This is a genomic window from Pseudomonas sp. RC4D1 (assembly GCF_018390395.1).
Taxonomy (GTDB): domain Bacteria; phylum Pseudomonadota; class Gammaproteobacteria; order Pseudomonadales; family Pseudomonadaceae; genus Aquipseudomonas; species Aquipseudomonas danubii.
Genome location: NZ_JAHBAW010000003.1, coordinates 715,424 through 737,484, shown reverse-complemented (window position 1 = coordinate 737,484; position 22,061 = coordinate 715,424). Strand labels below are relative to the sequence as shown.

Here is a 22,061-nt window from a genome sequence, read left to right as displayed (position 1 = left end):
CCTGAGGCTGATACAAGCCCCAGGAGCCCGTTCGCCGGCAAACCGGTGCCTACCACAGCAGGAGAATGTGGGTGACAGACAGCACTCAAGCCTTCTTGTGCTGCTCGACCCATTGGCCGTAGGCGGTGATGAAGTTCTGCAGGAACGGCCGGGTCGCTTCCGACAGCTTGCCCGCTTCGTCGAACGCCGAGCCGGCGCCGCCCAAGTAGGCTTCGGGCTGCTGCATGCACGGCACATTGAGGAATACCAGGGATTGGCGCAGGTGGTGGTTGGCACCGAAGCCGCCGATGGCCCCGGGGGAAACGCTGATCACCGCTCCGGGCTTGCCGCTCCAGGCACTTTTGCCATAGGGACGCGAACCCACGTCGATGGCGTTCTTCAGGGCTGCCGGTACCGAGCGGTTGTACTCCGGGGTGACGAACAGTACCGCATCGGCAGCGCCGATCTGTTCGCGAAAGCGGGTGTAGGCCGCGGGAGGCGTCACGTCGATGTCTTCGTTGTACAGCGCCAGATCGCCAATCTCGACGATGCTCAACTGCAGGTTCGCCGGCGCCAGCTCGGCCAGCGCCAGGGCCACCTTGCGATTCAGGGATTGTTTTCTCAGACTGCCGACCAGCACTGCGACTTTGTAGACATTGCTCATTGCATTCCAACCCTTGGCTTGAAGAAGGTGTTAGTTATAGATGAGCCTGGGGGTCGCCTGCTACCCCACACAAACCATTTCCCTGCATAAGTTCCAAGACCTGGGAGGCCGCCTGCTGCGACGGCGGATTATTTTTTCCGGCCGGCAAAACTTACCTTGCACACGTCGGGTCTACAGCACCGAATTTGCGTGTTTTATCTCCAGAGGCTCTAAAGATGGCAGCAGTACTTGTCGGACAATTCCATGCAAGAGATGCCGAGGGACGGGTGTATTCAGTGCACGAGTTCCAGGAATCCATGCCCGCAGAGGGCGACCAGGCCAGCTCGGAGCCCGTTACCACCTACCGCCTGGCCATTGGCGACCGGGTCAAGAAGCTCGATGACAATCAATTCCTGCTGGTGCAATCGGACGTCACCATCGTGCGGGAGCCGGAAACCTATGTCAGTGAGTGATCATGCCCGCCGGCCCGGACTTGGGGTAGGATTCAACGCCTGACTCCCTAACCGGCTGGACATGGACTTCAAGCATGCGTTTACGTCATATCGAAGTGATTCAGGCGCTCCTGCAAACCGCCCACCTGGGCACCGCCGCCGAGCTGCTGCAACTCTCGGTGGCTGAAGTCGAAGCCCTGCTACGCGATGCCGAAAGCCAATTGGGGTTCATGCTGTTCGCCAGCGTGCGCGGGCGCTTGCAGGCCACTCGCGAAGCCCGGGAACTGCAACCGGCAATCAACCGGGTGTACGACGCTTTCGAGCCGGTACAACGCCTGGCTGACAGCCTGAGGTTTCATCAGGCGCCGCCTTTGCGCATCGTTGGCACGCCCCCGCTGGTCCAGCAACTGCTGCCTCAGTGCATCGCGGCCCTGCGCCGGCGCTTCGCCGATACGCCCTGCAGCCTCCTCAGCCAGAGCACCCGCGACATGGTCCACAGCCTGCTGCTGCACGACTGTGACCTGGGCCTGAGCCTGCATGACCCCGAACACCCGGACATCCACAGCCAGGCCCTGGCTCAGGGCAAGCTGTTTTTGCTGGCGCCCCATGGCTGGCTGCAACCCAAGCAGAAATACGTAGCCCTGCAGGAGCTGGCGGGCCAGGCCATGGTGGGCCTGGAGGGCCAGGACCCGCTGAGCGTGATACTCACCAGCAAGCTGCAGAATCTGCGCCCAAGCCCGGTAATCCAGACCCGGGTACAGACCTACCAGATGATGCGCAGCCTGGTGGAGGCCGGCGAGGGCCTGGCCATCGTCGACCCGTTCACCGCCGTGGGTGCCCGTGGCGCCGGGCTCGATGCCTGCCCCTTGTCACCCCCCATCAGTGTCACGCTGTACGCCTTGCGCCGCAGTTCTGGCGAGGACTCGCCCCTGCTCGGCGCCCTGCTGGAACTGCTGACCGAGCAGGCCGAAACGCTGCTGGCCGGCTAGGACCGTTACGCCTGAGGCTCATCGGTAAACAGCCGGTACCAGAAAATCGCCACCTCGCTGGTATTCGGATCGATGCCGCGATAACGCAGGTGATCCACCCCGCCCACCACGTAGCCGCAGCGCTCATACAGGCGACAGGCGCCGAGGTTGTTGTTCTGGGTTTCCAGCATCACCCCCGGCAACTGCTTCTTGCGACTCCAGAACTGCGCCACCTCCAGCAGCCCCTTGGCGACGCCGTGCCGCCGGGCCGGCGCATGCACCGCCAACTCGTCGATATGCCCGTAACCGTTCCAATTGGTGCTGACCACCACGTGCCCCACGGGCTGGTCGTCCAGGTAGGCCATGAAGATCTCGCTGTCCGCGGCGTTGCGGTAACTGCTGAATTCCTCGGGATCGATGCCATAGCACTTGCGGTAAGGCACGATCCTGCGCAGCGGCCAGTCCGCCACCGGCATGCCCCGCTCGGCCTCGGCGTAGGCACTGACTTCGAAGCTGAAGTCGCTGCCCCAGACATAGGCGGCGAAGCCCTCGTCGGCCACACGGATCGCCAGTCCCGGATACTTGGGATTCACCACAGGTTGCATAGCAGGAAAACTCCTCATGCTTTGACGCAATCGACGGTGTACTGCCGGCCATGGTCCTGGTCGTCATGCTGCAGGCCATGCACATCGGCGACGAACCCCGGGAAACTGCTGTCGAACGCTCGGGCAAAGGCCAGGTAGTCGATGATCGAGCGGGTCGCTTCGGTAAATCGCTCACCGGGCATGATCAGCGGAATACCCGGCGGGTATGGCACCAGCATCACCGCTGCGATACGCCCCTGCAGTTGATCGATGGACACCGCCTCCACTTCGCCGCGCACCAGATGGTCATAGGCATCGGCGGGCTTCATCGCCACCTCCGGCAGCACCGTGTACATGCGCTTGAGGTGCTTGGCCGTGGCGTTGCTGCGGTAGCAGGCGTGCAACTGGTCGCACAGATCCTGCAAGCCCATGCCCTGATAGCGCTGCGGGTCCTGCCCGGCGACGCTGGGCAGGCAACTGGCCAGACTGACATTGGCGTCGTAGTTGCGCTTGAACTCCAGCAGCTCGGTGAGCAGCGTGCTCCACTTGCCCTTGGTGATGCCCATGGAGAACAGCACCAGGAACGAATAGAGCCCGGTCTTTTCCACCACCAGCCCGCGCTCCCAGAGGAACTTGCTGACCACGGCCGCGGGAATTCCGTGTTCACTCAAGGCCCCGCCAGCGGTAAGGCCGGGCATCACCAGGGTCACCTTGATCGGATCGAGCAGCACATAGTCGTCGGTGACGCCGGCAAAACCGTGCCACTCGCCTTCGGGCTCCAGCAACCAGTCGCCGGTGCGCACCTGATCGATGCCTTCGACCCGCTCCGGCTGCCAGATCGAGAACCACCAGTCATCGGCGGCGATGTTCTGCCGCAGATTGGCCAAGGCCCGGCGGAAGCTCAGGGCTTCATCGAACATTTCCTGTAGCAGCGAGCGCCCCGCCGGCCCTTCCATCATCGCCGAGGCCACATCCAGCGAGGCAATGATGCTGTACTGCGGCGACGTCGAGATGTGCATCATGAAGGCTTCGTTGAAGCGGTCCCGATCCAGTTGTCGGGCGCCGCCATCCTGCACATGGATCATCGACGCCTGACTGAAAGCCGCCAGCAGCTTGTGGGTGGAATGGGTGGTGAACACCAGGGGGCTGTCAGCGGAGCGCGAGGTGCCCATGCCGTAACGCCCGGCGAAGAATTCGTGGAAGGCCGCGTAGGCATACCAGGCCTCGTCGAAATGCAGCACCTCGACACTGTTGCCCAGGCTTTGCTTGATCAGCTCGGCGTTGTAGCACAGGCCGTCATAGGTGGAGTTGGTGACCACCGCCAGCTTGACCTTGGGCGGCCGACCACGGGTCAGCGGACTGGCGTCGATCTTGGCCTGGATCGACTCGGGGCTGAACTCGCTCAAGGGAATCGGCCCGATGATCCCCAGTTCATTACGTTCAGGACACAGGTACAGGGGGATGGCCCCGGTCATGATGATCGAGTGCAACACCGACTTGTGGCAGTTGCGATCCACCAGCACCAGGTCATCGCGCCCCACCATGGAATGCCAGACGATCTTGTTGGCGGTGGAGGTGCCATTGATCACGAAGAAGGTATGGTCGGCACCGAAATTGCGCGCTGCCCGCGCCTCGGCTTCCGCCAGGGGCCCGGTGTGGTCCAGCAGCGAACCCAGCTCCGGCACTGACACCGACAGGTCCGAACGCAGGGTGTTCTCCCCGAAGAACTGGTGAAACGCCTGGCCCACCGGGCTCTTGCGATAGGCCACGCCACCGCCGTGCCCCGGGGTGTGCCAGGAATAGTTGGAATCGGCGGTGTGCTGCACCAGGGCCTTGAAGAACGGCGGCAGCAGGCCGTCGAGATAATTGCGCGCGGCCCGGGCCACTTGCCGGGCCAGGAACGGCACCGTGTCCTCGAACAGGTAGAGAATGCCCCGCAGCTGGTTGAGCTCGCTCATGGCATCGGCGGGGGCGTTTTCCAGGGTCATCTGCTCCCCGAGGGCGAAGATCGGCAACAAGGGTGCGCGTACCCGGGCCAGGCGGATCAGCTCCACCATGTTTTGCAGAAGATGGGTGTTTTCCCCGGCGCCCTCGGCAGCGATCAACATGCAGGCCAGGCCGTGATGGGTAGAAGCCACCAGTCGCCCTTCGGCGTAGTTGACCGCGGAAAAGATGCTGAACCCGTCCTTCTCCAGCTCCCGGGCGATGCCCCGCACCCGGTCTCCCGCCACCGTGTCGGACTTGATATCGCGGTGCACGATCAGGATCGGAAACTGCAGGTCTTTATACATGGGGCAGGCTGTCCTGAGGCGGCGGGTAGGTCCCGCCAATGGACTCAGGGTAGAAGCTCCTGGCGTCGCCTGTCACCCCGAGCACAGACTCGATGTAACAAAAGGTCGCACAGGCACAATTGCCGGCCCACGCCCCACACACCTGTAGCCGCTGCTGAGCCATGGCGAAGCTGCGTGAAGGCCCACAGGGCCTTGCTTGGCGATCTCCCGACAAACCTCTGTCGCCTTCGGAGCCGTTCGCAGCCTGCGGCAGCGGCTACAACACTCTCGGCTCGGCATTACCCTGTAGCCGCTGCCGAGCCACAGCGAGGCTGCGAAAAGGTCCGCAGGACCTTGCTTGACGATCTCCCGCCAAATCTCCAGCGCCCTCAAGAGCGCCGCATCTCCTAAGGAGCCGTTCGCAGCCTGCGGCAGCGGCTACGGGGCCACGGACGACAAAGGCTTAGTGTTGGTTTTCGAGCAACTGGGTCCACAGGGCCGGGGCGCCGGCAGACTTGGCGATGATCTCCAGGCGCGTCTGATGCTCGGCCAACTCGGCTTCGCTGGCGCGGATGATCCGCCCCCGCGGCCGCTCGGCCGGCAACCGGCGGATCTCCGAGGCCCGGCCCGCACCTTCACCAGAGCCGTTGCCATCCGAGGCATTGCCCGCCAGGGACAGGCTGGTCTGGCCACCGGTCATGGTCAGGTAGACGTCGGCCAGGATCTCCGAGTCGAGCAAGGCGCCGTGCAATTCACGGCCGGAGTTGTCGACACCGTAGCGCTTGCACAGGGCGTCGAGGCTGTTGCGCTGCCCCGGGTGCCGCTCACGGGCCATCATCAGGGTGTCAAGGATGGTGCAGTGCTGGGTGATGTCCGCCCGCTCGTGCTGCCCCATCAAGGCGAATTCGTTGTTGATGAAACCAACGTCGAACGCCGCGTTGTGGATGATCAGCTGCGCGCCCTTGATAAAGTCGAAGAACTCATCGGCGACTTCGGCGAAACGCGGCTTGCCCACCAGGAACTCGTTGGTGATGCCGTGAACGCCGATGGCGCCCTCATCACTCTCGCGATCCGGTTGCAGGTAAACGTGGAAATGCCGCCCGGTCAGGCGCCGACCGATCAACTCGACGCAACCGATTTCAATGATCCGGTGACCGTCGGTCACCGGCATACCGGTGGTTTCGGTATCGAGTACAACAGATCTGTTGGCCATCAGTGGTCCGTTCTCAATCTGGCAAAGGGCGGGATTTTAGCATGCCCAACCCATGGACTGTGCGCGCACCGGTCACGCCGCTGCCGCGCACTTTTTAACAGTTATTAGCAAAGCTGCTGAGGTGGGCCGAAGGCTCGCCTGCTAGGGTGCCGCCGATCTTCCCCACGGACTTTTCCAGCCATGACGACACTCCGGCGCTACCTGCCAATCCTGCTGCTGGCCGGTCTGTTCAACAACTCCGGCCAGGCCACCAGCCTGGTGATCAGCACCGACCTGAGCATGAGCGGGCTGCTGACCAGCAGCGAAGGCACCGCCGGGATCAGCAGCTCGTTCAAGGACGACAAGATCGTCCTGAAAGCCCGCAGCGATGCCGCGGCCTTTATCGCCAGCAACGGGGCGATTCGCGGCGTACAGCTGGAGTCGGCGCTGCAGAGGATTCGCCAGGTGCTGCACAACCCGGCCTACAGCGACACCCAACTGGCTGCGGCGATCCTCACCCTGTAACGCCATCAGCCCTTGTAGCCGCGAACCTCGTCTACACCCCGGTTGGCCAACTGGTCGGCACGCTCGTTACCGTGATGGCCGGTGTGGCCACGCACCCATTTCCAGGTGACGTTGTGGCGGTTGACCTGCTCATCCAGTTGCTGCCACAGGTCAGCGTTCTTCACCGGCTCCTTGGCTGCGGTCTTCCAGCCGCGCTTCTTCCAGTTGGCCATCCACTCGTTGATGCCCTTCATCACGTACTGCGAGTCGGTGACCAGCAACACGTCGCACTGGCGCTTGAGCTCTTCCAGGCCGCGAATCGCCGCCATCAATTCCATGCGATTGTTGGTGGTGTTGGCTTCGCCGCCCCAGAGTTCCTTCTCGACCCCCTTGCACACCAACAAAGCGCCCCAGCCACCAGGGCCGGGATTGCCCTTGCAGGCACCGTCGGTAAAGATTTCTACGCTATCGCTCATCCACGCCTTCCATCAGAAAATTGCCAGTAGGCCTGCCGATTGCGGTCGACAGCGCCCAGGGCCGAGGTCACTCGGCCGGTCTATATAAAAAGAAGGTTGCTGCAGGTCGTCAGGGTTCGCTGTTACGGCGATTGACCTTGGCCATGGGCAGTGGCAACAGCTTGCCCATGGGTTCGCGTCGCACCTGGCGCACCGGGCGCAGGCCGACGGCGATCTTGCGCGCCACCAGCAGGTAAAAGCCGCCACCGGCCAGCTGCCACTGCCCGGCCTTGCGCTCCCAGCCCGCCAATCGTGCCTGCCATGCCTGCGAGGCAAGCGGCGGACGATAGCACCCGAAGCGGCGTTTCTCCAGCGCGAACCCCAGCAGGTTGAGCCAGTCGCCCACCCGCGACGACGAGATGCAGCGGGCCTGGCGCAAGGCATCATGGGCGAAGACGTGGCGCAGGCCCCAGGTGCTCCAGGGGTTGATACCGATAATCAGCAAGTGGCCGCCGGGCCTTACGCTGCTGGCCGCCTCGCGCAGCAGGCCGTGGGGCGACAGGCAGAAATCCAGGCCGTGTTGCAGCACCACCACATCGGCGGCATGTTCGCTCAAGGGCCAGGCCTGTTCCTCACAGACGATCTCAACCCCGGGCAACGGCGCGCCCAGGCGTACATTGCGCTGCACCTGGGGCGCCGCCGGCGGGGTCTGCGCCGAGGGCCCGTAATGCACCAGGTAACCGCCGAAGAAACGCCCCAGCTCTTCTTCAAGCATGCGTCGCTCTTCATCCAGCAGAAACTGCCCCAGAGGGCCGGACAACCAGTCCCGGGCCGCACTGATCAGGGCCAGCCAGTCGGGATCTGCCTGAGCGAAGGCTTTATCGGTCATTGCATTCTCCAACACGCCAAGAAGTTCTAAGATGCGCCATTGTTTTCCGCTTGGCGAATCCAAAGATGATACAGATCAGTGCCCTGCCCGCCTTCACCGACAACTACATCTGGTTGTTACAAGATCATCGCAGCCAGCGCTGCGCCGTCGTCGATCCCGGGGATGCGGCGCCGGTACTGGCCTGGCTGGAACAGCACCCGGGCTGGAGCCTGAGCGACATCCTGGTGACCCACCATCACCACGATCATGTCGGCGGTGTCGAGCGCCTGAAACAGCACAGTGGCGCCACGGTCTACGGCCCGGCACAGGAAAAGATCCCCGGACGCGACGTGGCCCTGAACGACAACGACCACGCCAACATCCTCGGCTGGGACTTCGAGGTGTTCGCCGTACCGGGCCATACCCTGGGGCATATCGCCTACTACCATCACGGCCTGCTGTTCTGTGGCGACACCCTGTTCGCCGCCGGTTGCGGCCGCCTGTTCGAAGGTACCCCAGAGCAGATGCACCATTCCCTCAGCCGCCTCGCCGCGCTGCCGGACGACACCCTGATCTACTGCACCCACGAATACACCCTGAGCAACCTGCGCTTCGCCCAGGCAGTGGAACCCGCCAACCCGGACATTGCCCAGCGTCTGGAAAAGGTCGAGCAAATGCGCGAGCAAGGGCGCATGACCCTGCCATCAACCCTGGCCCTGGAGAAACTGACCAACCCGTTTTTGCGTACCGGTGAAACATCCGTTAAACAAAAAGCGGACGAACGGAATGGCCAGGATAACCCGTCCCAGAGTGCGGTCTTTGCGGCCCTGAGGGCCTGGAAAGATAAGTTCTAAGCCGGCCAACTGTTGGCACAAAAATTCTGAATGGTTGACCGCACCCCGGGTGCTTTCTAGAATCGCCCGACATTTTTGCCCGGAACTTACTTCCAGCCAATGTCGTCATCTATTCGTTATTCCATCAGTTCAGACGCATTGACGCGCTTGGCCCAGGCCATCGCGGTAGCTGTGTCAGCGACTCTTGCGGGCTGCCAAAGCACCGGTCATGCCCCGCAGAGCGACGCGACACACACTCAGAATTTCAACGCCCGCATCAAGCAGAAACCCATCTGGCTGAGCAACCAGCCAAGCCCGCAAGTCCCCCAGGATGTCTGGGAACGCATGCGCCAGGGGTTCCAACTGCAAGAAGGCCAGGGCGTCAACCCGCGTATTGAACAACAGCGCCTGTGGTTCGCCAGTAACCCTTCCTTCCTGGAAAACGCCGGCGAGCGCGGTAGCCTCTATATCCACTACATCGTCGAACGTCTCGAAGAGCGCAACATGCCGCTGGAACTGGCGCTGCTGCCAGTCATCGAAAGCGCCTACAACCCGCTGGCCTATTCCCGGGCCGATGCGGTGGGACTCTGGCAGTTCGTCCCGGCCACCGGTCGCTACTTCAACCTGCGCCAGACCCGCTTCTACGATGGCCGACGCGACATCACCGCGTCGACCACCGCGGCGCTGGACTACCTGACCCGCCTGCACGACATGTTCAACGGCGACTGGCTGCTGGCACTGGCCGCCTACAACGCCGGCGAAGGCACGGTCAGCCGGGCCATTGAGCGTAACGAGAAGCTCGGCCTGCCCACCGACTACTGGAACCTGCCGCTGCCGACGGAAACCCAGGCCTATGTACCCAAGCTGCTGGCCCTGTCCCAGGTGGTGCTGGCCCCGCAAGCCTACGGCGTCAATCTCAACCCGATCGCCAACGAACCCTACTTCCAGGTCGTGGAAATCAACCAGCGCATGGACCTGTCCAAGGTCGCGGCGGTGGCCAACATCGACGAGGACGAGCTGTTCCAGCTCAATCCGGCGTTCAAGCAGCGCACCACCGTCGATGGCCCGCAACACCTGCTGGTGCCAACGTCCAAGGCACAGCTGCTGACCACCAGCCTGTCCACCATGAAACCCGAAGAGCTGATCAGCAAACGCTCCCTCAAGCCGGTCTTCGACCGCGACGAAGGCCGCGACTCGCTGCGGCCCAAGCGCATCTATCGGGTCAAGAACGGCGACAACCTGACCCTGATCGCCAAGGCCAACAAGGTGGATGTGCAGGACCTGCAACGCTGGAACAAGCTCAGCGGCAAGAACCTCAAGGTCGGCCAGACCCTGGTGATGCAGGACACCCGCAAGGCCGCCGGCAAGAAAACCACCGTCGCCAGCAGCGGCAAGCAGAAATCGACCCGCTACAAGGTCAAGCAAGGCGACTCGCTGTACATCGTGGCCAAGCGTTTCAATGTGGAAATGCAGCACCTCAAGCGCTGGAACCCGCGCGCAGCCCAGGCCCTCAAGCCGGGCCAGATGCTCACGGTCTACCTGCCGCACTGACAGGGCAACCCGGCTCGTTGTGGCGAGGGAGCGGGCTCGCGCTCCAGTGCACAGCACCGGCAAGCCCTGAAAGCTGAGGGTATCTGAAGTCACGCGGCGCCTGGGTCAATGGGCGCTGCGCGCCCCAACGGGAGCCAGCCCCCTCGCTACACAAGCCGCAGAAAAAGCGCGCTTTTTCCTGCTGATACAAGCTGTTACTGTACGGAGCACAAAGCCCAAGCCGCCTGGATCGGATCTCTGACTCGATGCGTCCCCTCCTTCTGTTCTTCATCAGTCTGGCCTTGAGCTTTCCCGCAAGCGCGACGATCACCGAAAGTCATGGTTACGCGCAGTTTGGCACGCTCAAGTACCCGGCCAAATTCACCCACTTCGACTGGGTCAATCCCGTGGCGCCCAAAGGCGGCACCTTGCGGGTCATGGCCTTTGGCACCTTCGACACCCTCAATCCCTATACCTTCAAGGGCATCAGCCCGGTCGCCACGCCGAACTTCCTGCAATACGGCGTCAACGAGCTCAACGAGCCGTTGATGGTGGGCACCGGCCTCTATGCGCCCTCCGGCGATGAACCCACTTCCAGCTACGGCCTGATCGCCCGCTCCGTGGAATACAGCGAGGACCGCAGCTGGGTGGTGTTCAACCTGCGCCCCGAGGCACGCTTTCACGACGGCAAGCCGATCACCGCCTATGACGTGGCGTTTTCCTACCGCCTGCTGCTCAAGGAAGGTCACCCGCAGTACCGCACCAACCTGCAGGAGGTGCAGCGGGTGGATATCCTCGGCCCGCAGCGCATCCGCTTCGTCTTCAAGCGCGCCGGCAACCCCCTGCTGATCCTGCGTCTGGGGGAGTTGCCAGTCCTGCCCCAGCACTACTGGAAAGACCGCGACTTCAAGGCCACCACCTTCACCCCGCCCCTGGGCAGCGGCCCCTATCGCATCACCCAGGTCCAGCCCGGACGCCAACTGGTGTTCGAACGGGTCAAGGACTATTGGGGCAAGGACTTGCCGGTCAAGCGCGGCTTCAACAACTTCGACCGGGTCGAGGTGGAGTTCTACCGCGACAGCGACGTCGCCTTCGAAGCCTTCAAGGCCGGCGAGTTCGACATCTACATCGAGCACCAGGCCAAGAACTGGGCCAACGGCTACAACTTCCCGGCGCTCAATCGCGGCGAGGTGATCAAGGCCCAGGTGGCGCACCAGATCCCCACCCAGACCCAGGGCCTGTTCATGAACACCCGCCGCGGGACTTTCGCCGATGTGCGGGTGCGTGAGGCCCTGGGCCTGATGTTCGACTTCCAATGGACCAACCGCACCCTGTTCAGCGGCGCCTACCAGCGCGCCCTGAGCTACTACCCCAACAGCGAATTCTCCGCCACGGGCCTGCCGGTGGGGCACGAATGGCTGCTGCTCTCGCCCTACCGCGAGCAACTGCCCCCCAATCTCTTCACCCAGGCCTTCAGCCTGCCCCGTACCGAGGGCCGCGGCATCCCCCGCGATACCCTGCGCCGCGCCCTGGGGCTTTTGGCCGAAGCCGGCTGGAAGCTAAATGGCCAGCGCCTGCAGAACAGCGCCGGGCAGCCGCTGCGCTTCGAGCTGATGCTGGTCAATCCCAACCTGGAGCGCATTCTCCAGCCCTATGTGGAGAACCTGGCCAGCATCGGCATCGACGCGCGCCTGCGTACCGTGGACCGGGCGCAATACAAGCAGCGCCTGGACCAGTTCGACTACGACATGATCCTCATGACCCTCAACCAGACCCTGAGCCCGGGCCTGGAGCAATGGCAGTACTTCCACTCCAGCCAGGTCTCGGTCAAGGGCAGCAAGAACTATGCAGGCATCAACAACCCCATAGTCGATCACCTGCTGGAGCAACTGCTGGCCGCCCAGAGCCGCGACGAGCAACTGGCCGCCGGCCGCGCCCTGGACCGGGTGCTGCTGTGGCAGCACTACATGATTCCCAACTGGTACCTCAACTATCACCGACTGGCCTACCGTAACCGGTTCGCCTTGGTCACCACGCCGCCCTACAACCTGGGCTTGAACGCCTGGTGGCTGAAGTCCCTGGAGAGTCCCCAATGATGCCTCTGCGTGCCCTGCTCCTGCGCACCAGCGGCCTGTTGTTCGGCGTCATCGCCTGCTGTGCCCAGGCTGCGCCGCAACATGCCCTGACCCTGTACAACGAAGCGCCGAAATACCCGGCGAACTTCCAGCACTTCGACTTCGTCAACCCCGATGCGCCCAAGGGTGGCACCTTCCGCATGGCCGGTTTCGGCAGCTTCGACAGCCTCAATCCATTCATCAGCAAAGGCGTGCCCGAGCAGAACATCGGCCTGATCTACGACACCCTGATGGCCCAGAGCCTGGACGAGCCCTTCACCGAGTACGGGCTGGTGGCGGGCAAGATCGAGAAAGCCCCGGACAACAGCTGGGTGCGTTTCTACCTGCGCCCGGAAGCGCGTTTCAATGACGGCCAGCCGATTCGTGCCGAGGACGTGGTGTTCAGCTTCCAGACCCTGATGAGCGCCGGCTCGCCGCTGTACCGCGGCTACTACGCCGACGTCGACCAGGTGATCGCCGAAGACCCGCTGCGGGTGCTGTTCAAGTTCAAGCACAGCAACAACCGTGAACTGCCGCTGATCCTCGGCCAACTGACGGTCCTGCCCAAGCACTGGTGGGAAAGCCGCGACTTTGCCAAGAGCAACCTGGAAGTGCCCCTGGGCAGCGGCCCCTACCGGGTGACCGCGGTCAAGGCCGGACGCTCGATCCGCTACGAGCGGGTCAAGGACTACTGGGGCCGCGACCTGCCGGTCAACCGCGGCTTCTACAACTTCGACGTGATCACCAGCGATTACTACCGCGACAACACCGTGGCCCTGGAAGCCCTCAAGGCCGGGCAGTTCGACTACTGGCTGGAGATGAGCGCGAAGAACTGGGCCAACGCCTACAACACCCCGGCCGTGGCCCAGGGCCGCTTGATCAAGGAACAGATCGCCAACGGCAACCCCACCGGCATGCAGGGTTTTGTCTTCAACACCCGCCGGCCGCTGTTCCAGGACGTGCGGGTACGCCACGCCCTGAGCCTGCTGCTGGATTTTGAATGGAGCAACAAGCAGCTGTTCAATGGCGCCTACACCCGCACCCGCAGTTACTTCGAGAACTCGGAGATGGCCGCCACCGGCCTGCCGGGCCCGGAGGAGCTGGCGATTCTCGAACCGCTGCGGGGCAAGATCCCGCCCCAGGTGTTCGACCAGGCCTTCTCGCCTTCGGTGTGCGACGGCAGCGGCATGATCCGCGCCCAGCAGCGCCAGGCCTACCAACTGCTGCAGGAAGCCGGCTGGCGCATCGTCGACGACAAGATGGTGGACGCCCATGGCAAACCGGTGGTGATCGAGTTCCTCCTGGCCCAGACCGAGTTCGAGCGGGTGCTGCTGCCGTTCAAGCGCAACCTGGCCGACCTGGGCATCGACCTGGTGATCCGCCGGGTCGACGTGTCCCAGTACATCACCCGGGTGCGCTCGCGGGACTTCGACATGATCGTCGGCAGCTTTCCCCAGTCCAACTCCCCGGGTAACGAGCAGCGCGAGTTCTGGATGTCCTCCAGCGCCGACAAGCCCGGCAGCCGCAACTACATCGGCCTCAAGGACCCGGCCATCGACACCCTGGTGGAAAGCCTGATCAACGCCGATTCGCGCGCCAGCCTGGTGGCCCACGCCCGGGCCCTGGACCGGGTCCTGCAATGGGGCTACTACGTGATCCCCAACTGGCACATCAAGACCTGGCGCGTGGCCTACTGGGATCACATCGGCCACCCGCAAGTCGCGCCCAAGTACGACATCGGCATCAACACCTGGTGGATCAAACCCGATGCCAAGCCTGCCGTAGAACCGGCCCCGGACCAGGCGGCCACAGCCGACAGGGAGCAATGACATGCTGGCCTATATCGTTCGCCGACTGCTGCTGATCATCCCCACCCTGCTGGGCATCCTGCTGATCAACTTCGTGATCATCCAGGCCGCCCCCGGCGGGCCGGTGGAGCAGATGATCGCCAAGCTCGAAGGTTTCGACGGCGCCACCAGCCGCATCGCCGGCGGCGGCGCCGAAGTCTCGGTGGCCGGCTCCAGCTACCGTGGCGCCCAGGGCCTGGACCCGGCGCTGATCAAGGAAATCGAGCACATGTACGGCTTCGACAAGTCGGCGCCGGAACGCCTGTGGATCATGATCAAGAACTACGCCACCCTGGATTTCGGCAACAGCTTCTTCCGTGACGCCAAGGTGGTGGACCTGATCAAGGAAAAGATGCCGGTGTCCATCTCCCTCGGGTTGTGGAGCACCCTGATCATGTACCTGGTGTCGATCCCCCTGGGGATCGCCAAGGCCACCCGCCACGGTAGCCACTTCGATGTCTGGACCAGCTCGGCGATCATCGTCGGCTACGCGATCCCGGCCTTCCTGTTCGCCATCCTGCTGATCGTGGTGTTCGCCGGCGGCAGCTATTTCAACTGGTTCCCGTTACGCGGCCTGACCTCCAACGACTTCGACCAGCTGAGCTGGGGCCGCAAGATCCTCGATTACTTCTGGCACCTGGCGCTGCCGGTCACAGCCCTGGTGATTGGCCACTTCGCCACCATGACCCTGCTGACCAAGAACAGCTTCCTCGACGAGATCAACAAACAGTACGTGGTCACCGCCAAAGCCAAGGGTCTGACCCAGCGCCGGGTGCTCTACGGTCACGTGTTCCGCAACGCCATGCTGTTGGTGATCGCCGGCTTCCCCTCGGCCTTCATCGGCATCTTCTTCACCGGGTCCCTGTTGGTGGAGGTGATTTTCTCCCTCGACGGCCTGGGCCTGATGAGCTTCGAGGCGGCGATCAACCGCGACTACCCGGTGGTGTTCGGCACCCTGTTCATCTTCACCCTGCTGGGGCTGGTGGTGAAACTGATCGGCGACCTGACCTACACCCTGGTGGACCCACGCATCGACTTCGACAGCCGGGAGCATTGAGATGAACCTGTCCCCCCTCAATCGCCGGCGCTTCGAGCGCTTCAAGGCCAACAAACGCGGCTGGTGGTCGCTGTGGCTGTTTTTGGTGCTGTTCGTCCTCAGCCTGGGCGCCGAACTGATCGCCAACGACAAGCCGCTGGTGGTGCACTACGAAGGCGGCTGGTACTTCCCGGCCCTCAAGCGCTACCCGGAAACCACCTTCGGCGGCGAATTCCCCCTGGAAGCCAACTACAAGAGCCCCTACATCCGCGAGCTGCTGGCACAGAAGGACGCCTGGGTGCTGTGGGCGCCGATCCCCTACAGCTACCAGAGCATCAACTACGACCTGCGGGTGCCGGCCCCGGCGCCACCCTCGACGGACAACCTGCTGGGCACCGACGACCAGGGCCGCGATGTGCTGGCCCGGGTGATCTACGGGTTTCGCATCTCGGTGCTGTTCGCCCTGACCCTGACCATCCTCAGCTCGATCATCGGGGTCATCGCCGGCGCCCTGCAGGGCTTCTACGGCGGCTGGGTGGACCTGGCCGGGCAACGCTTCCTGGAAATCTGGTCCGGGCTGCCGGTGCTCTACCTGCTGATCATCCTGGCCAGCTTCGTGCAGCCCAACTTCTGGTGGCTGCTGGGGATCATGCTGCTGTTTTCCTGGATGAGCCTGGTGGACGTGGTGCGCGCCGAGTTCCTGCGCGGGCGCAACCTGGAATACGTGCGCGCGGCCCGGGCCCTGGGCATGCAGAACGGCGCCATCATGTTCCGCCACATCCTGCCCAACGCCATGGTCTCCACCATGACCTTCATGCCCTTCATCCTCACGGGCGCCATCGGCACCCTCACCGCCCTGGACTTCCTCGGCTTCGGCCTGCCGCCGGGGGCGCCGTCCCTGGGCGAGCTGGTGGCCCAGGGCAAGTCCAACCTGCAGGCGCCCTGGCTGGGCATCAGTGCCTTTGCCGTGCTGGCGCTCATGCTCAGCCTGCTGGTGTTTATCGGCGAATCCGCCCGCGATGCCTTCGACCCGAGGAAATGACATGACCCAGGACACTCTGATCGAAGTCCGCGACCTGGCGGTGGAGTTCGTCGCCGGCGCCCAGTGCCAGCGCGTGGTGGAAGGCATCAGCTTCGACATCAAGCGCGGCGAAACCCTGGCCCTGGTGGGGGAAAGCGGCTCCGGCAAATCGGTGACCGCCCACTCGATCCTGCGCCTTTTGCCCTACCCCCTGGCCCAGCACCCATCCGGCAGCATCCAGTACGCCGGGCACGACCTGCTGACCCTGAACGAGAAGACCCTGCGCCACATTCGCGGCAACCGCATCGCCATGATCTTCCAGGAACCCATGACCTCGCTGAACCCGCTGCACAGCATCGAGAAGCAGATCAACGAAGTGCTGGGCATCCACAAGGGCCTGACCGGCAAGATCGCCAGCAAGCGCACCCTGGAACTGCTGGAACTGGTGGGCATTCCCGAGCCGCACAAGCGCCTCAAGGCCCTGCCCCACGAACTCTCCGGCGGCCAGCGGCAACGGGTGATGATCGCCATGGCCCTGGCCAACGAGCCGGAGCTGCTGATCGCCGACGAACCGACCACCGCCCTGGACGTCACCGTGCAGTTGAAGATCCTCGAGCTGCTCAAGGAACTGCAGGCGCGCCTGGGCATGGCCTTGCTGCTGATCAGCCACGACCTGAACCTGGTACGGCGCATTGCCCACCGGGTCTGCGTCATGCAAAAGGGCTGCATCGTCGAGCAGGCGTCCTGTGAGGAGCTGTTCCGCGCGCCGCAGCATCCCTACACCCGGGAATTGCTGGCCGCGGAGCCCAGCGGCACCCCGGCGAACAACCCGATCGGCCCGCCGTTGCTGGAAGTGGACAATCTCAAGGTCTGGTTCCCGATCAAGAAAGGCCTGCTGCGCAGCACCGTGGATCACGTCAAGGCGGTGGACGGCATCCACTTCAGCCTGCCCCAGGGCCAGACCCTGGGCATCGTCGGCGAAAGCGGCTCGGGCAAGTCGACCCTGGGCCTGGCGATCCTGCGCCTGATCGCCAGCCAGGGCGGGATTCGTTTCGAGGGGCAGCAGCTGGACGCCCTGTCCCAGCACCAGGTGCGGCCGCTGCGGCGGGAAATGCAGGTGGTGTTCCAGGACCCCTTTGGCAGCCTCAGCCCGCGCATGAGCGTGAGCCAGATCGTTGGCGAAGGCTTGCGCATTCACAAGATCGGCAGCGAACAGGAGCAGGAACAAGCGATCATCGAAGCGCTCAAGGAAGTCGGCCTGGACCCGGACACCCGGCACCGCTACCCCCATGAGTTTTCCGGTGGCCAGCGTCAGCGCATCGCCATCGCCCGGGCCCTGGTGCTCAAGCCGCGGCTGATCCTGCTGGACGAGCCGACCTCGGCCCTGGACCGCACCGTGCAGCGCCAGGTGGTGGAACTGCTGCGCAACCTGCAACGCAAGTACAACCTGACCTACCTGTTCATCAGCCACGACCTGGCGGTGGTCAAGGCCCTGAGCCACCAGTTGATGGTGATCAAGCACGGCCAGGTGGTGGAACAGGGTGACGCACGGCATATCTTCGACGCCCCGCAACACCCTTACACACAGCAACTGCTGGAAGCCGCCTTCCTGGCTCCGGCACACGCCCAATAACCTGCAACAGGAGTAGCTACTTATGGGTTTTCTCGCTGGGAAGCGTGTCCTGATCGTCGGTGTCGCCAGCAAGCTGTCGATCGCCTCCGGCATTGCCGCCGCCATGCACCGTGAAGGCGCCGAGCTGGCCTTCACTTATCAGAACGAAAAACTCAAGGGCCGGGTCGAGGAGTTCGCCGCCGGCTGGGGCTCCAGCGCCGAGCTGTGCTTCCCTTGCGACGTGGCCAGCGACGAGCAGATCGCCCAGGTCTTCACCGAGTTGGGTAAACAATGGGACGGCCTGGACTGCATCGTCCACTCAGTAGGCTTCGCCCCGGGCGATCAACTCGAAGGCGACTTCACCGACGCCACCACCCGCGAAGGCTTTCGCATTGCCCACGACATCAGCGCCTACAGCTTCGTGGCCCTGGCCAAGGCCGGTCGCGAGCTGATGAAGGGCCGCAACGGCAGCCTGCTGACCCTGTCCTACCTGGGTGCCGAGCGCACCATGCCCAACTACAACGTGATGGGCATGGCCAAGGCCTCGCTGGAAGCCGGCGTGCGCTACCTGGCCGGTTCCCTGGGCCCGGAAGGCACTCGGGTCAACGCCGTCTCCGCCGGCCCGATCCGCACCCTGGCTGCCTCGGGGATCAAGAACTTCCGCAAGATGCTGGCGGCCAACGAAGCCCAGACCCCGCTGCGGCGCAACGTCACCATCGAGGAAGTCGGCAACGCCGGCGCCTTCCTCTGCTCGGACCTGGCCTCCGGCATCAGCGGCGAGATCATGTACGTGGACGGCGGTTTCAACACTACCGCCATGGGCAACCTCGACGAGTGATTGCTGGCTGCGGCGAGGGGGCTTGCGCACTCGCCACCCTGCCCCCTCCGGCTCATTGCAAAGGCCGAACATGAAGCTGTGCTATCTGTTGCTCGTACTTTTTCTAGCCGGCTGCGACCACACTCAAGATAAAGCCCCGAATAAAACCCAGAGCAGCGTCGCACGCCTGCACATCCCCTTGGGCACACCGGTTGCCGAGTTCCTGGAAAAGAGCCCGGTGAGCTTTACCGCCGACTGCCTGGATGCGGTCAACCTATGTTGGTATGAGGCGGATCGTCAGGGAGCACTCCTTGACCTGAGCCTGGCCCAGCCCGAGGGCACGCTTGAACTGGATCAGGTGGCCGGGCTGCTGATTGCCGTTGATGGCAATACCTCAAACACCATCCAGGCATTGAACATCGACCTTCGCGGGCTGCCGGACAACAGCACTCACGAGGCCAACAAGGCGCTTGTCTATAACCTTCTCAGGACGTTGAAGAACGCTGGATGGCAAAAATACTACTTCCCTTCCGACCCCCGAATAGCCGCTGGCGAGTTGCACAAGCTGGACTGGAAGGAAAGCCTCCTGGGTACCCAGCCACTCAGCCACCCGCTGTTCGATGCCAACCATGAGATGAGCCTTGAGCAGTGGCTGGGCAACAACATGTTCTATGACTGGTATCTCTATCACGGCAACTACATTGCGCATGTCCGAGCCCTGCGCTACGACTCGAAAAGCGCCCCCCTGCAAAGCGCTGTCTACTTGATAAGCCTGAACCTGATGTCCCTGGACACGTTCTGGACCCGCGACTTTGCAGAGGCACAAAGAGCCCAATGGAGAACCCTGTTCCCTGCGCATTTGAAAGAACGGCTGCAACGTCGCTCAGAAGTTGAAAGCCGAGCCAGGGCGGCCGGGGTCGACATCGAGGAAAGCTATAGCCCACCGCTGATGGAGCGCGGCCAATAGCGCCCTGCCACTGACGCCCTTCCCTGCCCCGCGTCACCGGGCAGGGCTTGGCGGCAGCAACCCTCAGCGAGCCCGCTTGCCAGCCTGCTTGTGCAGGTACATGGCCTTGTCGGCGTCCGCCAGCAACGCCTCGATGTCAGGATGGCGTCCGGCGTCGTATTCGATCTGGCCGACGCTGAAGCGGATGTCGTAGCCACGTTTCAGGGTGGCGTTGCGTTCATTGAGGAGCTCACCGAGGCGCGCCATGATCGCCGAAGTCTCGACGTGATCGGCAGCGCTCAGCAGGGCCACGAACTCATCGCCGCCCAGGCGGCCAATCACATCGCTCTCGCGAAAGGCAATGCGCAGCACATCGGCAAAGGTCTTCAATGCCCCGTCGCCTTCGGCATGGCCGAAGCTGTCGTTGATGTGCTTGAACTCGTTGAGGTCGAAAAACAGCAGGGTCGCCGGCTTCTTCAAGCGCTTGCAGACCCCGAGGGCGTGCCGGGCCAGGGCTTCGAAGCCGCGGCGATTGGACAGCAGGGTCATCTCATCCATGCTGGCCATCTGTACCGCTGCCAGCTCCTGCTCGGCCATGCGCGCCAGGTCCCGCAGCAAGGCGCGCTCCTCATCGTCCAAGTCCCGGGGCTTGACGTCGATCAGGCACAGGGTGCCTAGCTTGCTGCCATTGGGCACGGTCAATGGGCAACCGGCATAGAAACGAATTCCCGGCTCGCCGACGACCAGCGGGTTGTCATGGAAACGCTCGTCCAGCTCGGCGTCGCAGACGGTGAGAATCTGGTCACCGAGAATGGCGTGGCCGCAGAAGGAAATATCCCGCGAAGTCTCGGTGGCGCTCAGCCCCACACAGGACTTGAACCATTGCCGGTCGCTATCCACCAGGCTGACCAGGGCGATCGGCACATTGAACAGGCGCTTGGCCAGCCGGGTCAGGCGGTCGAAGCGCTCTTGCGGCGAAGTATCGAGGACATTCAGCTCGCGCAGGGTCTGAATTCGCAGGGCCTCATTGTTGGGTTTGCTTGGGTACAACATCGCTGACTCCATTCGCGGCTAAGACCGCAAGCGTAGTCCAGTTTGACCACCGCCTTACTGGTAACGATGTGGCTCGATGTCGCTACTTGATGCGTGTCAACGCCGTGGCGTCAGCAGAATCCGCGCATATCCGCCAACGAACAGGGCAAACGCCAGCGCCCCCAGCACCGCCGAGCCCCCTAACCCCAAACTGCTGAACGGCACCAGCAGCACCCGACACACCGCCGCCAGGAACAGCAAGGCGAAAGCACCAGCCATGGCCCCGGTCACCTGCAGCGGCCGCCCGCTGTGGCCAAGACTGACCCGGGCGATCATTCCCAGCACCAGCCCGCCCAGGCCGCCCACCGCCAGAGCATGGGTCACCAGGCTCTGCGGCACGGCCCAGCCCAGGTGCCAGAGCGCCATGCCCAGGGTCGCCAGGGCCAGCCACAGGTACGCCAGGTACAGCGACCAGAGCAGCGGCACGCGCCACAGCCGCGGCTGGTGCCAGCGCCACAGGCGCCAGCCATGCAGGCCCACCAGCACGGCAAACACCGGCGCCAGCCAGCCGTGCGGGGCCTCGCCGCCGCCCAGGGCCATGGACAGTGCCACCAGCAGGCTGCCCACCAGCAGCACCCGGGTCGGCCAGGGCGATGCCGGCGCCGCGGGCGGCAGTTGCAGGCCGCGCTGGATGAAGAAACCGATCACCCGCCCGCCGATCACCGTCATCAAGGTCGCCACCAGCCACAAGGCGCCCAGTTCGCCACGCCGCTGCCAGCTGTCCTGGTGCTCCAGCAGGCCCCACAGGGTCAGGCCCTGAAACAGCGCCAGCAGCCCCAGCACCACGACCATGGGGTAATTCTCGCGCTTGCCGGCGCACCACAGCTCGCGCCCGATGACGGCCACCAGCAGCGGTATGAAGGCCAACTGCACGCTGAGGAACAGCGGGACCGGCAGCGGCAGCCACCAGGCCAGGCGCCCCGCCAGCCAAACCAGCCACAGCAACAGCAGCGGGGTGCGGCTCAGGCCCGGACGGCCGGTCCAGTTGGCCACCGCCGTGAGCAGGAATCCGGCAATGATCGCCACCGCGAAGCCAAAGAGCATTTCGTGACGGTGCCATGCCAGCATCCCGGCCACCGGTTGCAGGCCACTCAGGGCGCCGTGCAGCCACAGCCCCCAGCCCAGCAGGGCCAGGCAGGCAAAGGCGGCTCCCGCCAGGAAAAACGGCCGGAAGCCCAGGCTCCACAATGGCTGTGCGGCCCATTGCCGCCAACGTTCAGGCAAAGACACAGGCCGCCCTCCCCGGAATCAGGACAGACAGTGGCCAATTGCAGTAGCGGATCATCGTGGGGCTCCTC

At 63.7% G+C, this 22,061-nt stretch carries 20 protein-coding genes; 12 read left to right on the top strand and 8 right to left on the bottom strand.

Annotated features, from left to right (window positions below; all coding sequences use genetic code 11):
- Positions 1-85: 85 nt before the first annotated feature.
- A complete protein-coding gene (locus tag KHO49_RS28360; protein ID WP_102865221.1) occupies positions 86-643 on the bottom strand; it encodes an NADPH-dependent FMN reductase in 558 nt (185 codons plus the stop codon).
- Positions 644-858: 215 nt separating this feature from the next.
- Between KHO49_RS28360 and KHO49_RS28355 the strand changes: the two genes are divergently transcribed.
- Together KHO49_RS28355 and KHO49_RS28350 are read left to right on the top strand one after the other, a co-directional pair.
- Positions 859-1,095: a hypothetical protein gene (locus tag KHO49_RS28355; protein ID WP_102865222.1), complete on the top strand. Its 237-nt coding sequence runs from the start codon at positions 859-861 to the stop codon at positions 1,093-1,095.
- Between the two features lie 74 nt (positions 1,096-1,169).
- Entirely contained in the window at positions 1,170-2,063 is an 894-nt protein-coding gene (locus tag KHO49_RS28350) for a LysR family transcriptional regulator (protein ID WP_102865223.1), read from the top strand.
- A gap of 5 nt (positions 2,064-2,068) precedes the next feature.
- On the opposite strand, the gene KHO49_RS28345 is transcribed toward KHO49_RS28350, so the two are convergent.
- The 3 genes from KHO49_RS28345 to dnaQ all read right to left on the bottom strand — a co-directional run bounded on the left by KHO49_RS28345 (position 2,069) and on the right by dnaQ (position 6,109).
- On the bottom strand, positions 2,069-2,647 hold the full coding sequence (locus KHO49_RS28345) for a GNAT family N-acetyltransferase (RefSeq protein WP_110595568.1): 579 nt from the start codon (positions 2,645-2,647) through the stop codon (positions 2,069-2,071).
- A gap of 14 nt (positions 2,648-2,661) precedes the next feature.
- Positions 2,662-4,917, bottom strand: a complete 2,256-nt coding sequence (locus KHO49_RS28340) for an Orn/Lys/Arg family decarboxylase (RefSeq protein WP_213666278.1) — start codon at positions 4,915-4,917, stop codon at positions 2,662-2,664.
- 442 nt (positions 4,918-5,359) lie between these two features.
- A complete protein-coding gene (gene dnaQ / locus KHO49_RS28335; protein ID WP_102865226.1) occupies positions 5,360-6,109 on the bottom strand; it encodes a DNA polymerase III subunit epsilon in 750 nt (249 codons plus the stop codon).
- 180 nt (positions 6,110-6,289) lie between these two features.
- On the opposite strand from dnaQ, the gene KHO49_RS28330 reads away from it, so the two are divergent.
- A complete protein-coding gene (locus KHO49_RS28330) occupies positions 6,290-6,613 on the top strand; it encodes a DUF2388 domain-containing protein (protein WP_110595567.1) in 324 nt (107 codons plus the stop codon).
- Positions 6,614-6,618: 5 nt separating this feature from the next.
- Here KHO49_RS28330 and rnhA read toward each other — a convergent pair whose 3' ends face one another.
- Together rnhA and KHO49_RS28320 are read right to left on the bottom strand one after the other, a co-directional pair.
- A complete protein-coding gene (rnhA, locus tag KHO49_RS28325) occupies positions 6,619-7,068 on the bottom strand; it encodes a ribonuclease HI (protein WP_102865228.1) in 450 nt (149 codons plus the stop codon).
- 109 nt (positions 7,069-7,177) lie between these two features.
- Positions 7,178-7,936 carry a methyltransferase domain-containing protein gene (locus KHO49_RS28320; RefSeq protein ID WP_102865229.1) on the bottom strand — a complete coding sequence of 253 codons (759 nt, stop codon included), beginning with the start codon at positions 7,934-7,936 and terminating at the stop codon, positions 7,178-7,180.
- A gap of 65 nt (positions 7,937-8,001) precedes the next feature.
- On the opposite strand from KHO49_RS28320, the gene gloB reads away from it, so the two are divergent.
- The 9 genes from gloB to KHO49_RS28275 all read left to right on the top strand — a co-directional run bounded on the left by gloB (position 8,002) and on the right by KHO49_RS28275 (position 19,692).
- Positions 8,002-8,769 (top strand): hydroxyacylglutathione hydrolase, encoded by a 768-nt coding sequence (gloB, locus tag KHO49_RS28315; RefSeq protein ID WP_213666277.1) that lies wholly within the window; start codon positions 8,002-8,004, stop codon positions 8,767-8,769.
- A gap of 99 nt (positions 8,770-8,868) precedes the next feature.
- Complete coding sequence (locus KHO49_RS28310) at positions 8,869-10,299, top strand: transglycosylase SLT domain-containing protein (protein WP_102879626.1); 1,431 nt, start codon at positions 8,869-8,871, stop codon at positions 10,297-10,299.
- 245 nt (positions 10,300-10,544) lie between these two features.
- Positions 10,545-12,374, top strand: a complete 1,830-nt coding sequence (locus KHO49_RS28305; protein ID WP_102879627.1) for an extracellular solute-binding protein — start codon at positions 10,545-10,547, stop codon at positions 12,372-12,374.
- Positions 12,371-14,221, top strand: a complete 1,851-nt coding sequence (locus KHO49_RS28300; RefSeq protein WP_213666276.1) for an extracellular solute-binding protein — start codon at positions 12,371-12,373, stop codon at positions 14,219-14,221. The genes KHO49_RS28305 and KHO49_RS28300 overlap by 4 nt, the downstream gene beginning before the upstream one ends.
- A 1-nt stretch (position 14,222) precedes the next feature.
- On the top strand, positions 14,223-15,296 hold the full coding sequence (locus KHO49_RS28295; protein ID WP_016964272.1) for a microcin C ABC transporter permease YejB: 1,074 nt from the start codon (positions 14,223-14,225) through the stop codon (positions 15,294-15,296).
- Between the two features lies 1 nt (position 15,297).
- Positions 15,298-16,317, top strand: a complete 1,020-nt coding sequence (locus KHO49_RS28290) for an ABC transporter permease (RefSeq protein ID WP_102879629.1) — start codon at positions 15,298-15,300, stop codon at positions 16,315-16,317.
- Position 16,318: 1 nt separating this feature from the next.
- Entirely contained in the window at positions 16,319-17,929 is a 1,611-nt protein-coding gene (locus KHO49_RS28285) for an ABC transporter ATP-binding protein (protein ID WP_110595563.1), read from the top strand.
- Between the two features lie 22 nt (positions 17,930-17,951).
- Positions 17,952-18,746, top strand: coding sequence for an enoyl-ACP reductase FabI (fabI, locus tag KHO49_RS28280; RefSeq protein WP_110595562.1), 795 nt, complete (start codon positions 17,952-17,954; stop codon positions 18,744-18,746).
- 70 nt (positions 18,747-18,816) lie between these two features.
- Entirely contained in the window at positions 18,817-19,692 is an 876-nt protein-coding gene (locus KHO49_RS28275; protein WP_213666275.1) for a hypothetical protein, read from the top strand.
- A 63-nt stretch (positions 19,693-19,755) separates the two neighbouring features.
- On the opposite strand, the gene KHO49_RS28270 is transcribed toward KHO49_RS28275, so the two are convergent.
- A complete protein-coding gene (locus KHO49_RS28270; RefSeq protein WP_110595561.1) occupies positions 19,756-20,724 on the bottom strand; it encodes a GGDEF domain-containing protein in 969 nt (322 codons plus the stop codon).
- Positions 20,725-20,820: 96 nt separating this feature from the next.
- Entirely contained in the window at positions 20,821-21,993 is a 1,173-nt protein-coding gene (locus KHO49_RS28265) for an NnrS family protein (protein WP_213666274.1), read from the bottom strand.
- Positions 21,994-22,061 lie beyond the last annotated feature (68 nt).

Excerpts from the sequence above, each read along its gene's own strand:
- KHO49_RS28360 (WP_102865221.1), bottom strand. The coding sequence starts at position 643 with ATGAGCAATGTCTACAAAGTCGCAGTGCTGGTCGGCAGTCTGAGAAAA.
- KHO49_RS28355 (WP_102865222.1), top strand. The coding sequence starts at position 859 with ATGGCAGCAGTACTTGTCGGACAATTCCATGCAAGAGATGCCGAGGGA.
- KHO49_RS28350 (WP_102865223.1), top strand. The coding sequence starts at position 1,170 with ATGCGTTTACGTCATATCGAAGTGATTCAGGCGCTCCTGCAAACCGCC.
- KHO49_RS28345 (WP_110595568.1), bottom strand. The coding sequence starts at position 2,647 with ATGCAACCTGTGGTGAATCCCAAGTATCCGGGACTGGCGATCCGTGTG.
- KHO49_RS28340 (WP_213666278.1), bottom strand. The coding sequence starts at position 4,917 with ATGTATAAAGACCTGCAGTTTCCGATCCTGATCGTGCACCGCGATATC.
- dnaQ (WP_102865226.1), bottom strand. The coding sequence starts at position 6,109 with ATGGCCAACAGATCTGTTGTACTCGATACCGAAACCACCGGTATGCCG.
- KHO49_RS28330 (WP_110595567.1), top strand. The coding sequence starts at position 6,290 with ATGACGACACTCCGGCGCTACCTGCCAATCCTGCTGCTGGCCGGTCTG.
- rnhA (WP_102865228.1), bottom strand. The coding sequence starts at position 7,068 with ATGAGCGATAGCGTAGAAATCTTTACCGACGGTGCCTGCAAGGGCAAT.
- KHO49_RS28320 (WP_102865229.1), bottom strand. The coding sequence starts at position 7,936 with ATGACCGATAAAGCCTTCGCTCAGGCAGATCCCGACTGGCTGGCCCTG.
- gloB (WP_213666277.1), top strand. The coding sequence starts at position 8,002 with ATGATACAGATCAGTGCCCTGCCCGCCTTCACCGACAACTACATCTGG.
- KHO49_RS28310 (WP_102879626.1), top strand. The coding sequence starts at position 8,869 with ATGTCGTCATCTATTCGTTATTCCATCAGTTCAGACGCATTGACGCGC.
- KHO49_RS28305 (WP_102879627.1), top strand. The coding sequence starts at position 10,545 with ATGCGTCCCCTCCTTCTGTTCTTCATCAGTCTGGCCTTGAGCTTTCCC.
- KHO49_RS28300 (WP_213666276.1), top strand. The coding sequence starts at position 12,371 with ATGATGCCTCTGCGTGCCCTGCTCCTGCGCACCAGCGGCCTGTTGTTC.
- KHO49_RS28295 (WP_016964272.1), top strand. The coding sequence starts at position 14,223 with ATGCTGGCCTATATCGTTCGCCGACTGCTGCTGATCATCCCCACCCTG.
- KHO49_RS28290 (WP_102879629.1), top strand. The coding sequence starts at position 15,298 with ATGAACCTGTCCCCCCTCAATCGCCGGCGCTTCGAGCGCTTCAAGGCC.
- KHO49_RS28285 (WP_110595563.1), top strand. The coding sequence starts at position 16,319 with ATGACCCAGGACACTCTGATCGAAGTCCGCGACCTGGCGGTGGAGTTC.
- fabI (WP_110595562.1), top strand. The coding sequence starts at position 17,952 with ATGGGTTTTCTCGCTGGGAAGCGTGTCCTGATCGTCGGTGTCGCCAGC.
- KHO49_RS28275 (WP_213666275.1), top strand. The coding sequence starts at position 18,817 with ATGAAGCTGTGCTATCTGTTGCTCGTACTTTTTCTAGCCGGCTGCGAC.
- KHO49_RS28270 (WP_110595561.1), bottom strand. The coding sequence starts at position 20,724 with ATGTTGTACCCAAGCAAACCCAACAATGAGGCCCTGCGAATTCAGACC.